General features: G+C 54.2%; 14 protein-coding genes. 8 read left to right on the top strand and 6 right to left on the bottom strand.

The window, feature by feature from the left end; translation table 11 throughout:
* Positions 1-55 precede the first annotated feature (55 nt).
* Positions 56-1615: a YdgA family protein gene (locus KGP17_RS12465; protein WP_223499463.1), complete on the bottom strand. Its 1560-nt coding sequence runs from the start codon at positions 1613-1615 to the stop codon at positions 56-58.
* 136 nt (positions 1616-1751) lie between these two features.
* A complete protein-coding gene (manA, locus tag KGP17_RS12470) occupies positions 1752-2930 on the bottom strand; it encodes a mannose-6-phosphate isomerase (protein ID WP_223499465.1) in 1179 nt (392 codons plus the stop codon).
* 204 nt (positions 2931-3134) lie between these two features.
* Here manA and fumC point away from each other — a divergent pair, with 204 nt between their 5' ends.
* Positions 3135-4532 carry a class II fumarate hydratase gene (gene fumC / locus KGP17_RS12475; RefSeq protein ID WP_209527353.1) on the top strand — a complete coding sequence of 466 codons (1398 nt, stop codon included), beginning with the start codon at positions 3135-3137 and terminating at the stop codon, positions 4530-4532.
* 41 nt (positions 4533-4573) lie between these two features.
* Here fumC and KGP17_RS12480 read toward each other — a convergent pair whose 3' ends face one another.
* Positions 4574-5230, bottom strand: a complete 657-nt coding sequence (locus tag KGP17_RS12480) for a peroxiredoxin-like family protein (RefSeq protein WP_223499466.1) — start codon at positions 5228-5230, stop codon at positions 4574-4576.
* Positions 5231-5336: 106 nt separating this feature from the next.
* Between KGP17_RS12480 and KGP17_RS12485 the strand changes: the two genes are divergently transcribed.
* From KGP17_RS12485 to KGP17_RS12495, 3 genes are all read left to right on the top strand, one after another.
* Positions 5337-6224: a LysR family transcriptional regulator gene (locus KGP17_RS12485; protein ID WP_059200749.1), complete on the top strand. Its 888-nt coding sequence runs from the start codon at positions 5337-5339 to the stop codon at positions 6222-6224.
* Positions 6225-6227: 3 nt separating this feature from the next.
* Complete coding sequence (locus KGP17_RS12490; RefSeq protein ID WP_021178034.1) at positions 6228-6914, top strand: YafY family protein; 687 nt, start codon at positions 6228-6230, stop codon at positions 6912-6914.
* An 82-nt stretch (positions 6915-6996) separates the two neighbouring features.
* Positions 6997-7368 carry a VOC family protein gene (locus KGP17_RS12495; RefSeq protein ID WP_059200751.1) on the top strand — a complete coding sequence of 124 codons (372 nt, stop codon included), beginning with the start codon at positions 6997-6999 and terminating at the stop codon, positions 7366-7368.
* A gap of 88 nt (positions 7369-7456) precedes the next feature.
* On the opposite strand, the gene tus is transcribed toward KGP17_RS12495, so the two are convergent.
* Positions 7457-8392 carry a DNA replication terminus site-binding protein gene (gene tus, locus KGP17_RS12500; RefSeq protein ID WP_209528099.1) on the bottom strand — a complete coding sequence of 312 codons (936 nt, stop codon included), beginning with the start codon at positions 8390-8392 and terminating at the stop codon, positions 7457-7459.
* A gap of 149 nt (positions 8393-8541) precedes the next feature.
* On the bottom strand, positions 8542-9798 hold the full coding sequence (locus tag KGP17_RS12505) for an MFS transporter (RefSeq protein ID WP_179247611.1): 1257 nt from the start codon (positions 9796-9798) through the stop codon (positions 8542-8544).
* A 144-nt stretch (positions 9799-9942) separates the two neighbouring features.
* Here KGP17_RS12505 and KGP17_RS12510 point away from each other — a divergent pair, with 144 nt between their 5' ends.
* Together KGP17_RS12510 and KGP17_RS12515 are read left to right on the top strand one after the other, a co-directional pair.
* Positions 9943-10845, top strand: a complete 903-nt coding sequence (locus KGP17_RS12510; RefSeq protein WP_021804485.1) for a LysR family transcriptional regulator — start codon at positions 9943-9945, stop codon at positions 10843-10845.
* Positions 10846-10988: 143 nt separating this feature from the next.
* Positions 10989-12206, top strand: coding sequence for an ROK family transcriptional regulator (locus KGP17_RS12515; protein ID WP_021804484.1), 1218 nt, complete (start codon positions 10989-10991; stop codon positions 12204-12206).
* A gap of 42 nt (positions 12207-12248) precedes the next feature.
* Here KGP17_RS12515 and KGP17_RS12520 read toward each other — a convergent pair whose 3' ends face one another.
* Complete coding sequence (locus tag KGP17_RS12520) at positions 12249-13172, bottom strand: LysR family transcriptional regulator (protein WP_021804483.1); 924 nt, start codon at positions 13170-13172, stop codon at positions 12249-12251.
* A gap of 227 nt (positions 13173-13399) precedes the next feature.
* On the opposite strand from KGP17_RS12520, the gene KGP17_RS12525 reads away from it, so the two are divergent.
* Together KGP17_RS12525 and KGP17_RS12530 are read left to right on the top strand one after the other, a co-directional pair.
* Positions 13400-14596 carry an MFS transporter gene (locus KGP17_RS12525; RefSeq protein ID WP_223499468.1) on the top strand — a complete coding sequence of 399 codons (1197 nt, stop codon included), beginning with the start codon at positions 13400-13402 and terminating at the stop codon, positions 14594-14596.
* Positions 14597-14607: 11 nt separating this feature from the next.
* Entirely contained in the window at positions 14608-15636 is a 1029-nt protein-coding gene (locus tag KGP17_RS12530; protein ID WP_223499470.1) for an alpha/beta hydrolase, read from the top strand.
* Positions 15637-15657: the final 21 nt, after the last annotated feature.

Here is a 15657-nt window from a genome sequence, read left to right on the forward strand (position 1 = left end):
AGTTATTGCAGCGGGGAGGAGAATAGGGGCTTGGTATCGCCAAGCCCCTGTGGTGTTACTGACCCTGAATCATCGGCTGCTCAGGTGCCGGAGCGGCATCCTGCTGATCGGGTTCTGGCGCACTGTCTTCTTCTGGTGCGGAAGCGCCGCCCAGCATCCCGAACATACCCACGAACTCCGGCAGCGACATTTTGGTGCCGTTCAGCTCAATCTGGTTATCGGCATATTTGAAGCTGCTGCCAATCACGTTATCTTTCAGCGTGGTGATCTTGAACATCTCGCCCATTGCCGCCAGGCTTTTCACCTGCTGCTCGGCCTGCTGCTGTGCTTGTTGTGCACTGGCACCTTGCAGCTGTGCCGCTTGAGCCATGGTTTCCTGCGCCATAGCGACCGGAATAGTCAACTGGGCGTCGATTTTCTTGACCGAACGGGCAAGCTGTTGGTCCGGTGATTCGGCCGCAGCACCAGCCTGTGCGGGATCCAGCAGATCGAGGTTAAGGGTAAAGGCACTTTCACCCTTGGCATTTTTCCAGCTCAGCGGTGCGATGCTGACGGTTGGGTTGCCTTTCAGCAACAGCGGCAGGTTTTGCACCAGCATCTCAGCCGTTTGCTGCTGGTAGGCTTCTGGCGACAGCGTTTCGGCCTGTTGCAGCAAGGCCATTGCCTGCTGGTTGTAACGATCGGCAAACTCTTTCAGCCCTTTAGCGTCCAGGTTATCGATTTTCAGCAGCAGTTTACCTGCGCCAAAATCGGTGCCCTGAATTTTCAACGCCGCCATGGTGTAATCCAACTGGCCTGCGAGGCTGTTGCCTTTCTCGCCGAACTGGCTGGCCAGGTTGAAGCCTTCCATCGTCATGGCGTCTTTACCGTCGACAGCCACGGTCAGTTGCTTCATGCCCAGCGCTTGCTCACCCAGGCTCAGACCGAATTGGCCCAGATGCGTGTTGCTTTTGAGCGTCAGCCCTTGCATGGTCATCTGCTCGTTCTGGCCAGACTGATTCGGGCCACTGATCACCAGGCTGTCACTGCTGGCGTCCAGGAGTGCGGTTTGCATGTTCTTGCCGATATCCGCGTCAATTTTGGCACCGCTGAATTTCAGTGAGGACTTGTCTTTCTGGTATTCCACCGGGATCACATCGATGGAACTGGCGACATCACCGCTGTAGGCAATGCGTGAATCGGCGCTGAACAGCGACTTGCCTTTGGTGATTTCAAACAGGGTTTTGACTTTTGGCGTGTTTTCCAGCTTGGTATGTACCGAGGCCATGCTTGGGATCAGGTTGAATTTTTTCAACTGGGCCAGCGGGAATGGGCCGTGATCGACGGTTTCAATAAAGGCCACTTCTTCGCCGGACTTCAGCAGGGCATCGTCGGTGGTGATGCTACCATCGGCACGCAGCACAAAACGGGCTTGGCTGCTGAAAATCCCGCGTTGGTAGTTTTCATAGCTCATCTTGACCCCGGCCTTAGGCAGGATGGTCTTCAACTGGCTATTGGCGGTGTCTACCATTTCCCCCATCCGTTGCTCGATAAGCTTGCCGGTGTACCAAGAGGCTCCAGTCCATGCTGCGCCGAGCACCACAATGACGCTGACAGCGACTAACGATTTTTTCATAGTTCTGTTATTCCTTTGTAAAGCCGGTAGAGGGCAGGGCGACCAATTGGGCCTGCGAAAAAACGCCCGTAGGCGTTTTTATTGTGTAGGTAAACTAATCATCTTAGCAACTTATTTACCTATATTTTACCGTCAATTAGGGCAACTGATTATAAACGCGGGCGATACGGCCACTCCCGGTGACGTTAACCGGGGATTCAAAGGCGGCAATAAAGCAGGATTCACCTGGCTGCAAGATGACCTGTTGGCCCTGTTTCTCCAGCGTTGCTTCACCTTCTACGCAGAACACGATCGCCGCGCTGTTTTGCGCCAGTGGCTGCGGTGTGGCATCGAGATCGTGTAACGAGAAGGCAAAGTCCTCAACGGGGATCGGGAAGAACAGTTCTTTGCCACGTTGCTCTGGCTGAGTCAGCAGGCCAGATGCCGGTTGTGGGCGGAACTGCAGGTTGGCCAACAGTTCAGGAATATCGATGAATTTGGGCGTCAGACCCGCGCGCAGCACGTTATCCGAGTTTGCCATCACTTCCAGCGCGACGCCGTTCAGATAGGCATGTGGGGTCTCGGCATACAGGAACATGGCTTCACCCGGTGCCAGTTTGACCACGTTCAACAGCAGCGGAGAGAACAGGCCGCTGTCGTCGGCATAGAAACGAGCGATAAAGCGGATGGTGTCCCAAGGCTCACCCTGCTGGTTGTTCAAGGCGGCTTTCAGCACGCCAAGCGCCAGCGTTTTTTGCTCACCGCTCATTCCCAGCAGGCTGGCAAACAGGGTCGCCAGGTGGGCGGTATCTGGCTGCTGCAGGAAGGCGGCGATATCGTGATGTGCGCCGGAAAGGGGTTGTAACAGCGCAACGATATCGTCCAGTTCGCGGAAGCCATTCATCGCCAGGAACGGTGTCAGGGCAAACACCAGTTCCGGCTTGTGATTCGGGTCTTTATAGTTGCGTTCTGCGGCGTCAAACGGAATACCGGCGGCATTTTCTTTGGCAAAACCTACCTCTGCGGCACTCTTGCTTGGATGGACCTGAATGGAGAGCGGCTGGTCGGCACACAGCACCTTAAACAGGAACGGCAGTTCACCAAAGCGTTGTGCCACTTCGGCACCCAGCTGTTTAGGCTGGTCGGTATCAATCACTTCACGCAAAGAACGCAGGTTTTCTGCCTGATCGGTGACCTGTGAGCTGCTTTTAGGGTGGGCACCCATCCACAGTTCGGCCATTGGCTTGCCTGTCGGGTTGGCAATGCCATATAGCTTGGTTAACGCATCAACGCTGCCCCAGGCGTAGTTTTGGATGGCATTAGTCATTTTTTGCATGATCGTATCCCTGCTTTCTCAAGAAAATTGCGCTAAGTAAACAATGTGGCGCAGGCGCATGCAAGCCAAGATGGCTAAAAATGCTGTTTACGCAGGACGTTAATGCGAATAGTTATTATCTGGCTATACTGAGGAGGCTCGCCAACGGGCTATCACTCGTTGGCATTTCCCCTTCATTTTAGGAATTGTGCTAAGGAGACCGTGATGGCAGGCGTTCGGATTGAAAAAGACTCAATGGGCCCCATCGAAGTACCCGCCGACCAACTGTGGGGCGCGCAGACTCAGCGTTCGTTGGAACATTTCCGTATCTCGTCAGAAAAAATGCCCCCGGCGCTGATCCATGCGCTGGCGATGACCAAGCGTGCGGCAGCCAGCGTCAATATGGATCTGGGGTTACTGCCAGCAGAGCGGGGCAAGGCGATTATCCAGGCTGCCGATGAAGTGCTGGCGGACAAGCACCCCAATGAATTCCCATTGTCGATCTGGCAAACCGGTTCCGGCACCCAGACCAACATGAATATGAACGAAGTGCTGGCCAACCGTGCCAGCGAGTTACTGGGGGGCGAACGCGGTGATGCGCGGCGGGTCCATCCCAACGACGACGTCAATAAAAGCCAGAGCTCCAACGACGTTTTCCCTACTGCAATGCATGTAGCGGCAGTGATCGCGGTGCGCGAGCATCTGATCCCTGAGTTGAAGGCGCTGCACCGCACGCTGCATGCCAAGGCAGAAGCTTTCCACGATATCGTCAAAATCGGCCGCACCCATCTACAAGATGCTACGCCGTTGACGCTGGGTCAGGAAATCTCCGGCTGGGCGGCGATGTTGGAATATAACCTCAAACATATCGAAGCCAGCATCCCGCATCTTAGTGAGTTGGCCTTGGGCGGTACGGCTGTGGGGACCGGGCTGAACACTCATCCCGAATACGCTGTGCGGGTGGCGAAGGCTTTGGCAGAACTGACCGGGCAGCCTTTTGTCACCGCGCCGAACAAGTTCGAAGCCTTGGCAACCTGCGATGCGCTGGTGCATGGCCACGGTGCCTTGAAGGGCTTGGCCGCCTCGTTGATGAAGATCGCCAACGATGTGCGCTGGCTGGCCTCTGGCCCACGTTGTGGCATCGGTGAGATCGCCATTCCTGAAAATGAACCGGGCAGCTCGATCATGCCGGGGAAGGTCAACCCCACGCAGTGTGAAGCGATGACCATGCTCTGTGCGCAGGTGATGGGCAACGACGTGGCGGTGAACATTGGCGGCGCGTCCGGTAACTTTGAGCTGAACGTATTCCGCCCGCTGGTTATTCACAACTATCTGCAATCTGTTCGTTTGCTGGCAGACGGCATGAGCGGCTTCAATGAGCACTGTGCGGTGGGGATTGAACCGAACCGCGAACGCATCGGCCAGTTGCTTAACGAGTCGCTGATGTTGGTTACCGCCTTGAATACCCATATTGGTTATGACAAGGCGGCAGAAATCGCCAAACAGGCCCACAAGGAAGGATTAACCCTGAAAGCCTCAGCGCTGAAGTTGGGCTATTTGACCGAACAGCAGTTTGACGAGTGGGTACGGCCAGAGGAGATGGTCGGCAGCATGAGGAAATAAGGCCAAAGGCCAGGCGCGGTGATAGCGCCTGGCAGCGCGGCTCACCCCTTCAGCAATGAAACCAACGCCCGTGGATCCGCACGCTGGGTATAATCCGGGTTAACTTCTGCATACATGATGTCACCGCCAGGCGCGATAACGAAGCGGGCAGGCATCGGCAATGTCCATCCACTTTCGTCGTTAAGCTTGGTCAGGTCGATACCCAAGCTGTTGGTGTAAAGCTCGACAAGATCATTCGCCAACGCGAAACGTAAACCAAACTGTGCTGCCAGGCTATTGCCGCTATCCGTCAGCAAAGGAAACGTTAAGCCATGCGCTTGCTGCATTTGCTGGCCGTTAACCGGCAACTGTGGCGAGATGGCCACCAGGTTGGCACCGTCACGCAACTCAGGCAGAACTGCTTGCAGTGCCTGGAGATCCATATTGCAGTATGGGCACCATCCTCCCCGATAGAAACTGACGACCAGCGGCCCTTGAGCCAGCAATTGCCGGGAAGAGACTGGGTTACCCTGGGTATCCGGCAAAGTAAACTCAGGGGCGCGATCTCCAACCGACAAGGCGTTGTTGGCCATTTCTGTACTGATAAGCTCGTCGATACCCTGACGTAAGAGTTCATGGTCCGAGGGCGCAAGCTTGAAGGGCAGTTGGCCTGCTTCAAAAGCGGCTTTGAACGCGTCGAGCTGATCCTGAAGTTTCATGTTGTTCCTTAAAATAGCGAATGGACAGCAACCAGTTTGCCTATTGTCGTTGTATGGGGGTAGAGTGCGGTGATCACTAATGGTTATTCCAGTGGGGAATGGCAGGATGGATAAGCTAGGCGACTACGCCACCTATATCAGCGTGTTTGAGGCAGGATCGTTTTCCGTTGCGGCCCGGCGGCTTAACGTGGGTCAACCGGCGGTATCCAAGGCGATTGTCCGGTTGGAACAACAGCTGAATACGCGCTTGCTCCTTCGCTCTACTCACGGTTTACGGCCGACGGAAGCGGGACAACAGCTCTATCTGCGGGCCAAGCACATCTTGCAGGAGGTTGCGGAAACCGAATCGGCCGTGTCAGGCGTGGCCGAGGTGTTGACTGGTCGGCTGCGGGTCGCTTCGTCTGCGGTGTTTTCCCGTATGATTGAACTGCCGGACTTGAGCCGGTTTCTACACGAAAACCCGGAATTGGCAATGGATCTGCTGCTTGATGAAGGCGAGTTGGGGCTGATCGCCGAGGGGATCGATATCGCTTTGCGTATTGGTGATTTAGCTGACTCCGGCTTTACCGCCCGCAAATTGGGCTCAGCAACGCAACGAGTCATCGGGGCACCGGCGTATTTTGCCAGAGCAGGGATGCCCCAAATGCCACGGGAGTTGCTACAGCATGATATGGTGATCCATCACCGTGCGGGTGGCGCTGAGGAGTGGCTGTTCACCCATGAACAACAGCAGCAACAGGTCCGATTGCAGGGCCGGGTACGCGTGAGTGCTACCGAATGCTTACGTGAAATGGTGGTGGCTGGCTTTGGTGCGACGGTAGCCTGTGAAGGGCTGTTTCGTAGTGAATTACGTGAGGGCAAGGTGGTTGCCGTCTTGCCGCAATGGCAGTTACCACCGTTGGCGCTGTGGGCGGTGTTTCCCAGTGGGCACTTCATCTCGGCCAAGGCCCGTGCCTTTGCCGACTTTATTCAACAACTGCTGCAACGAGAGTAACCCATGTCCCGCACTCAACGCCTGCTCGATCTGATGCAGATCCTGCGCCGCCATCGTTACCCGGTCGCTGGGCATTCCCTGGCCGAAGAGCTGGGGATCAGCATGCGCACTTTATACCGCGATATCGCCACCTTGCAGCAGCAGGGGGCAGATATTGTTGGCGAAGTCGGGATCGGTTATGTATTACGGCCGGGATTTATGCTGCCGCCGCTGATGTTCTCGCAAACTGAGATCGAAGCGCTGGTTCTGGGTATGCGCTGGGTAGAACGCCGGGGGGACAGCCAGCTTGCCGGGGCGGCGACCAATGCGTTGGCAAAAATTGCCGCCGTGTTGCCTGCGGAACTGCGTGAAGAGCTGGATGCCAATACGCTGCTAATCGGCCCGGTGCCTACTGCCTATGTGGCCGATGAAACGTTGGTGACGATCCGTGAAGCCATCCGTTTGGAGCGTAAAATCAAGGTGGAGTATCGGGATTATGCCGGTAATGGCAGCGAGCGTATCTTGTGGCCATTTGCCATGGGCTACTTTGAACAGGTACAGATCCTGATGGCCTGGTGTGAATTGCGTGGCTCGATACGCCATTTCCGCCTTGATCGTATTGGCCGCTTGACGCCGCTAGAACTGCGTTACCCGCGCGGCCGCCGGGCACTGATGAAGCAGTGGCGGGAAAGCGAGGGCATTGCACAATGATCCTGCTGCCATAAACTGACAGTAGGGGGCACTAGAGTGACGTTATCAGGAGCCAGCCGGTTCCCACTCAGAGGATAACGTGATGACTACACCAAGCATGACCATGATTTATGTCGATAATCCAGAAAAAAGCGCCGAATTTTATCGCCAGCTGTTGGGAACCGAACCTGTCGAGCAGTCTCCCACCTTTGCCTTGTTTATCTTGAATAACGGATTCAAGCTGGGCATGTGGTCAAAACATACCGTTGAACCTGCGCCAGCGGCGACCGGTGGCGGTACAGAAATCTGCTTTATGTGTGAACAACCGCAACAGGTCGATGCGCTCTATCAACAGTGGCGGGATAAAGGATTAACTATCGTGCAATCTCCGGTCGAGCTGGACTTCGGCTACACCTTTGTTGCGGCCGATCTTGATGGCCATCGGCTGCGTGTTTACCAGCTTAACGACGAGTAATTCTTCCACTGCTAGATTCGCCATACGGGGCACACATGCTGTGCCCGTTCAACCAAATACCGCGATAAACTGATTTTACGCCCGTTAATTATCCCTCAACATCGGTATAGAGATGCAGGCGTTTCACTAGCAGGCGCAGAGGCTTAGCCTCCGGCTTATATTTGTGTTTTACCGCCGTCACGTCGTAATTGAGCAGTTCACCGATCTTCGGCACCTGTGCGCCCATCTCTGGTTGGCACAGGGCAATCAGCGGCAGCGGGCAGGGGTGCTGTACCTGTTTTTGCTGCGGTTGATACCATACGCGCGCGATTGGCTGCACCTTTACCGGCCGTTTGATTTTCAGCGTGGCGTTCTGCGGCAGGCGGCTGACGTCGTCAATTTCGCGGCCCACCAACTCGGCCCACTGTTCGCGGTTGTAGGGCGGAACGGCGCGCCCGGCTTTCTGGCTTTTCTCTAATTGCGCCAGGATATCGTCGCGCTTCACCTTCTTGATGATGTGCTTGTTGGCCCAGCCAAAACGCACCGAGTCCGGGTTGGTGAGTAGGGTAATGGAGCGATAGGCGCTAAGGGTGATCAAACCGTGCAGGTGGGTGTGCACAAACTCAAAACGTTGCTCAGGTGCCAGGCCAGACTCGACGGTAATGATCTGTTCTAACTCCGCCTTCAGGCGGTTGATCCGGGCGATCTGCTGTTGTAGTGCCAGATACTCGGCTCTTTCGGTCTCAAGGCAAATGACACCGGGCAATCTTACCGCCGCCTTGCTGCTGATATGTTGGCGGTTGTGGTGGATAAACAGCCGTTGGTAGTGTTCCAGTGCGAGGTCACGGGCAGCCTGGCCCACATGTTGCTCCACGCTGATCTGTTCGATGGCGGTATGTTCCTTGCCTTTCTCGATTTCTGGCAGGCTGAACACCCGCGCTGCCAGCAATCGCAACGGTTGGATCTGCTGGTGGAGTTGCGCCAATGCCTGTTCCAGTTCGCTAAAACGCGCATTCATTCTGCCGATCAGGCTGTACTTATCCATCATTACCTCGCATTTTAGTTACAACATGCATTGTAAGGCAGTGTAACCAGGGTGGCAACTTCAGCCGCATCATCGTCATTAGCAATGAGTGAACTTGGCTGAACAGGGAGCTAAGGTGGACCCTTCCCTGAGCGGAAAGGGTCTGGAGGTTAGATACGCGCGGCTTCCGGCAATTTCTTCAGGTAGTGGCCAACCAGCAGGGCCAGCAACAGCATCAAGCTGATAAAGGCGACTACGCCGCCCCAGCCAAAGTTATGCCAGAACACGCCGCCCAGCGTACCGGCAACGCTGGAACCCACGTAATAACAAAACAGATAGAGCGAGGAAGCCTGGCCTTTGGCCCGGCGTGCGCGGCGGCCAATCCAACTGCTGGCAACCGAGTGGGCGGCAAAGAAACCGGCAGTGAACAGCATCATGCCAATAAAGATCACAGTGACAGGGGCCAGGGCGGTGATCAGTATCCCGATCAGCATAATGATAATGGACGCCAGCAGCACCGGGCCGCGGCCAAATTTGGAGGTCAGGGCACCCGCTTTGGGTGAACTGTAAGAACCGGTGAGATACACCACCGACAACAGGCCCACAATTGCCTGGCTAAGATGATAAGGATCGCTCAGCAGGCGGTAGCCAATGTAGTTGAACATTGTCACAAAGCTACCCATCAGCAGGAACCCTTCGGCAAACAGCAGCGGCAGCCCCTTATCGTGCCAATGCAGCTTAAAGTTAATCAGCAACGTTCTTGGCCGCAATGAACTAGCGCGGAAGTGCTTGGATGCGGGCAGAATGCGCCAGAACATGCAAGCCGCCGCCAGGGCGAACACCCCAATCACCGCCAGCGAGATCCGCCAGGAGAAGAAATCGGTGAGCACCCCGGTCACCAGGCGCCCACTCATCCCACCGATCGAATTGCCGCTGATATAAAGGCCCATAGAAAAGGCCACGAAGCTCGGATGGATCTCTTCGCTCAGATAGGTCATACCGACTGCCGCAACCCCGCTCAGCGAAAGCCCAATCAGCGCCCGCATCACCAAGATGCCGTGCCAACTGGTCATGAAGGCACAAATCAGCGTACAGATTGCCGCCAACAGCAGGGCCACCACCATCACCGACTTGCGGCCGATCGCATCTGACAGTGGGCCGGTAAACATCAGGCCGATGGCCAACATCCCAGTGGAGAAGGAGAGGGAAAGGCTGCTCTCCGCTGGGGAGATGCCAAAATCTTGCGAAAGTACCGGCAAGATCGGTTGCACACAGTACAGCAGCGCAAAGGTAGCCAGCCCGGCAGAGAACAGCGCCAAGGTCACACGCATAAATTGCGGTGTACCGCGTTCGATGTAGGGGAGTTTATTCAGCGTGGTGCGTTTGGTTGTTGGGGCACTGTCAGGCGCAGGCAGCGTTTTTGGCATACTGGCCGCAGAACGCGAAGCGGTTGTCACAGCGGTTCCTTACCGGGTTAGGGAGATAAAAAATACGTCTTGAGTCACAAAATCATAGGGAGCGGCCAGTTTTTTGTCTAATATATTAATCATCCTAATTAAGATGTTTAAAGTATGAATATCGAGCTCAGACATTTGCGTTACTTTGTGGCCGTCGCTGAAGAACTGCATTTTGGCCGGGCGGCGGAGCGGCTACGGATTTCCCAGCCGCCCCTTAGCCAACAGATCCAGGCACTGGAGGATATGGTGGGCGCGCGTTTGCTGGCACGCAATAACCGTAACGTCAGCCTGACCCAGGCGGGTGAGATGTTCTTGAAAGAAGCCTATCAGGTGCTTGCCCAGGTCAACCGGGCAGCAGAGAAGGCGGCGCGCCTGGAGCGTGGTGAACTGGGCGAACTGACGATTGGTTTTACCTCTTCGGCTCCGTTTATCAGCGTGGTTTCCCGTAGCTTGCGAGCCTTTCGCCAGTTATCACCGGATGTGCATATCAAAATGCGTGAGGTGAACACCAAGCAACAGCTTGAACCGCTGCTCAACGGTGACCTTGATCTGGGCGTGATGCGCAATACCCGCTTGCCGGATGCGCTGCAGCATCAGTTGTTATTACGCGAGCCCTTGCTTGCCGTAGTGCCGAATGGCCACCCGTTAACCCTAAAGGCATCAGGCACGCTGCGTTTCAGCGATTTGGCCCAGGAACCCTTCGTGTTCTTTTCCCGCGAAGTGGGCACCGCGCTGTATGACGAAATTCTGGCTTTACTGGCCAATGCCGGGATCGCCCCTTACATCACGCAAGAAGTGGGGGAAGCGATGACTATTATCGGTCTGGTCGCGGCCGGGTTGGGGATTTCCATTTTGCCGATGTCATTTGGCAGAGTGAAGATCGATGGGGTGACCTATCTCCCCTTAGCCGAGCCGGAGGCGATGACTGAGGTCTGGTTGGTGCATCATCGCAGCAGGCCGTTAACGGCAGCGGCCAAGGCGTTAATGGCGCTGATGCTCGAACCCAAAGCTGGGTAAATAAGAGGCGTTTTTGGCGGAAAGCTCGGTGAATTTGTGCTGTTAATCACATAACGAATCAAATAGTTGACGCTGTATTCCAAAAGCCCCACCATAGCCCCTAATCTTTATTTAGAAGCGCGAAAAATAGCAGGAGCGGGTGTGTGATTGCGGATGGGCAGCCTGGGCATATTGATCAGATCAAGCAAACCAATGCAGGGGCAGTTTACCGGCTGATAGATCGGCTGGGGCCGATTTCGCGCATCGAATTATCCAAGCGGGCACAGCTGGCACCTGCCAGTATCACCAAGATAGTGCGTGAGCTGCTCGAAGCGCATCTGGTTAAAGAAACCGAATATCAGGAAGTGGGCAGCCGTGGCCGACCGGCCGTTGGCCTGGTGCTTGACACCGAAGCCTGGCATTACCTCTCTGCACGTATCAGCCGTGGCACCATTACCCTGGCGCTGCGCGATCTCAGTAGCAAGATGGTGGTTGAAGAACTGCTGCCGTTAAAAGCCGAACATCCCGAACCGTTATTACAGCGTATCGTTAGTGAAGTCGATCAGTTCTTTATCCGCCACCAAAGCAAACTGGAACGTTTAACCGCCATCGCCATCACACTGCCCGGCATGATTGATACCGCCGCGGGTATTGTTCACCGCATGCCGTTTTATGACGTCAACGAAATGGCGTTGGGGCCAGCGCTAGAGGCACTGACGGGCCTGCCGGTTTATGTTCAGCATGATATCTGCGCCTGGACGATGGCAGAGGCGCTGTATGGCGCATCCCGTGGCAGCCACAACGTCATTCAGGTCGTCATCGATCATAACGTTGGTGCAGGGGTGATCACTAACGGACGCGTACTGCATGCGGGTAGCAGCAGCGTGGTGGAGATAGGTCACACACAGGTCGATCCGTACGGTAAACGCTGCTATTGCGGCAACCATGGTTGCCTGGAAACGGTCGCCAGTATTGAAAACATGCTGGAAATTGCCCAGCAACGTTTGGGAGGCTCGATGTCTTCCATGCTGCATGGCGCACCATTGACCGTGGAATCGCTATGCGATGCGGCAATGGCTGGCGATCAGTTAGCCAAAGATATTATTCTTGGCGTCGGGCACAGCGTCGGGCGCATTGTGGCGATCATGGTCAACCTGTTCAATCCGGAAAAAATCCTGGTAGGTTCACCGTTGAACCGGGCCGCTGAAATTCTGCATCCGGCGATTGCTTCCTGCATTCGTCAGCAATCCTTGCCTGCGTACAGCGAGCATGTTCAAGTTGAATCCACCCAGTTCTTCAACCAAGGCACCATGCCGGGAGCCGCACTGGTGAAAGAAGCCATGTATAACGGTTCTTTGTTGGTGAAGTTGCTACAAGGTTGATTTAGCCTGTGGCATTAACTACCCGGGAATTGAACCCAAAAACTACGCTTCCACTGTCTCGTTGGCAGGGCTACGCTTTCGACCGATCCTAAGTGCTTCAAGGACCAACGAGAATGCTGGAGAAGGCTGTTTGCGACTGGGATAATACAGGTAGTAGCCGGGGAAGGGCTTGCACCATTGCTCCAGCACACGCACCAGATTACCTTCTTTAATATGTGATCCAAACTCTTCTTCTGGCAAAAAAGCAATCCCGTGTCCTGCAAGCGCCGCAGCAACAATATGTTCAGAGGTATTGAAAATGAGCTGTCCGCTGACGCGAACATTAAGATCCCCCTCATCCTGATCGAAATCCCAGATATACAACCCCCCAGACCTGACCATACGTTGATTTATGCACCTGTGCTGCGTCAACTCATGGGGGGTGTTGGGGATAGGATAACGTGAAAAATAGCCCGGAGATGCCACTGCGGCCATACGTAATTTGGGCCCGATGGGTACCGCTATCATGTCTTTATCAATGGTGTCACCCAGTCGAACGCCCGCATCAAACCGATCTGCCACGATATCGCGAAAACCATGGTTTGCGTCGAACTCGATATTAATATCCGGGTACTCATGCAACAGCGGGGTCAGCTTTGGCAGCAGGGTACTGTGTAAAACATTTGGCCCGCAGGTGATACGGACCGTACCTGCAGGCTTATCGCGCAGCTCGGTCAGCATATCCAGTTCGGCTTCAATCTCATCGATGCGATTACCAATAGCCAGTAGCAACCGCTCTCCGGCGGAAGTCGGCGATACGCTACGGGTGGTACGCGTCAGCAGGCGAATTTGCATACGATCTTCAAGTGCAGAAATCGCCTGGCTGAGTGCAGGCTGCGTTACACCCAGCTGTGCTGCGGCACGGGTAAAGCTGCTTTCACGTGCGACCGTGACAAAATAGAGCAGGTCGTTCAGGTTGCGTTTCATCAGGTATGGCCCGTCTCATTAATAAGCTACAGTTATAAACCTATTAAGTATTCATTAGCTAGTAATGATGCACCCTGAGTGTAAAATTTCCAGCAAGAGATTATTAAGCGATGGCGGATAAACGCTGTTGCTCTTTCCATTTTTACTTTCCTGACGTTATTCCTGCGAATAGCGTTCGGCCGCGGTTTACCTGAAAACTGCCGGGGGTTATTCGGAGTCAGCAATTTATGCCCATCTTGTCGAACGATCTATCACCTCATAAAGAACGCGCATACTGGAGCGGAGTATTTGCCATGACGTTGTGTGTCTTTGCGCTCATTGCTTCGGAGTTTATGCCTGTCAGCCTGCTGACGCCCATATCGGGAGAGCTAGGGATCAGTGAGGGGCTGGTTGGGCAGGGGATCGCTATTTCCGGCGTATTTGCGGTACTGACGAGTCTCTCCATTTCTACACTGGCCGGAGGTCTCAATCGCAAGACATTACTGTTGAGCATGACTGCGTTGATGGCGTTCTCCGGAGCCATTCTCGCGTTAGCACCCAGTTACCTGATTTACATGGTTGGCCGTGCCCTGATTGGTATTGCTATTGGTGGGTTCTGGTCCTTATCAGCCGCTACTGCTCTTCGCCTGGTTCCGCAACACCAGGTTCCAAGTGCGCTGGCCATCTTTAACGGGGGTAACGCCTTGGCAACCGTTATAGCCGCACCACTTGGCAGTTATCTGGGCTCGATTATCGGTTGGCGAGGCGCATTCTTTTGCCTTGTTCCGGTTGGAGTGATTGTTTTTATCTGGCAGTGGTTCAGCCTGCCTGCAATGAAGGCTGATAAAAGCGATAAGCGTAACGGTACTGTTTTTCGTCTTTTGGCTAACCCGCTTGTGGCGATGGGGCTTGCGGCCTGCGGATTATTCTTTATGGGCCAATTTGCTTTGTTTACTTATCTACGTCCGTTTCTTGAGAGGGTAACGCAGGTAGATATCACTACGTTGTCGCTTATTTTACTGGCAATAGGAGTTGCTGGCTTTATCGGAACCCTGGTGATTAGCGCATTTTTGGCATCAGGTTTTTACCCCACACTCATTGCCATCCCTTTGCTAATGGCCGCTATTGCCGGAGCACTGATCGCTTTTGGTCAGAGTGTTTGGATTGTTGCAACACTGCTTGGTTTATGGGGCTTAATCGCCACTGCTGCACCCACCGGTTGGTGGACGTGGATCGCTAGAACACTGCCGGAAGATGCGGAGGCTGGCGGTGGCCTGATGGTTGCCATAGTGCAACTGTCCATCGCATTAGGCTCCACAATCGGCGGGTTAGCATTTGACCACAGCGGTTATCAAAGCACCTTCACCATCAGCGGCATTTTGTTAGTGATAGCGGCCGCCCTGGCGTTATTGACGTCACGTAAAGATATCCACCAAACCCAATGAGGAATTCTCTGATGAGAAAATTTACCATGCTGTTAGGGCTGTTAATCAGTTCATTTGCGGCAGTTGGCGCCGATATGTCTAACGGAGCCGATAATTTTTACCAAAGCGATAAAGTCACCCAGCAAAAGGTGACCTTCAAAAACCAGTATCAGATGAGTGTGGTCGGCAATCTGTTTATACCGAAAGGGATGGTTCAGAATTCACAAAACCCGGCGATTGTCATTGGCCATCCGATGGGGGCGGTAAAAGAACAAAGCTCAAATCTGTATGCCCAGAAACTGGCCGAGCAAGGGTTTGTGACGTTGGCAATTGATCTTTCCTTCTGGGGAGAAAGTGAAGGAAAACCCGGCCATCTTATTTCTCCGGAAATTTATGCGGATGATTTCAGTGCCGCGGTCGATTATCTGAATACTCAACCTTACGTTAATCCGGAGAAAATTGGCGTGCTGGGTATTTGCGGTAGCGGGAGCTTCGTTATCAGTGCTGCCAAAATTGACCCGAGAATGAAGGCCGTGGCCACGGTGAGTATGTATGACATGGGGGCGGCTTTCCGCCATGGTCTTCATCATTCCGTTACGCCTGAACAGCGTAAAGCATTCATTAAATCTGCAATAGAACAACGAGCTGTTGAGTTTAATGGCGGAGACATTGCTTATATCCCAGGTACCGTTAACCAGCTTGATGATTCAACGCCAGCAATTCAACGAGAATTCTTCGATTTCTATCGCACACCGCGAGGAAGTTATACACCACAGGGTGAGAAAGAAGAGCTGACAACCAAACCGATGTTGAGCAGCATTGGGAAGTTCATGAACTTCTATCCGTTCAACGATATTGAAACGATCTCGCCACGCGCGATGCTGTTCATCACCGGCGATCGGGCGCATTCGAAAGAATTTAGTGAAGATGCTTACAAACGTGCCGGACAGCCGAAAGAGTTGTACATCGTGCCGGGGGCAGGCCATGTCGATCTTTATGACCGTAGCGACATGATCCCATTTGCTAAGCTGACGTCGTTCTTTAAGGCTAACCTCAAATAATGTCAAAAGCCGCATCCTGAC

It is taken from the genome of Serratia sp. JSRIV001, from assembly GCF_019968745.1.
Lineage (GTDB): Bacteria > Pseudomonadota > Gammaproteobacteria > Enterobacterales > Enterobacteriaceae > Chania > Chania fonticola_B.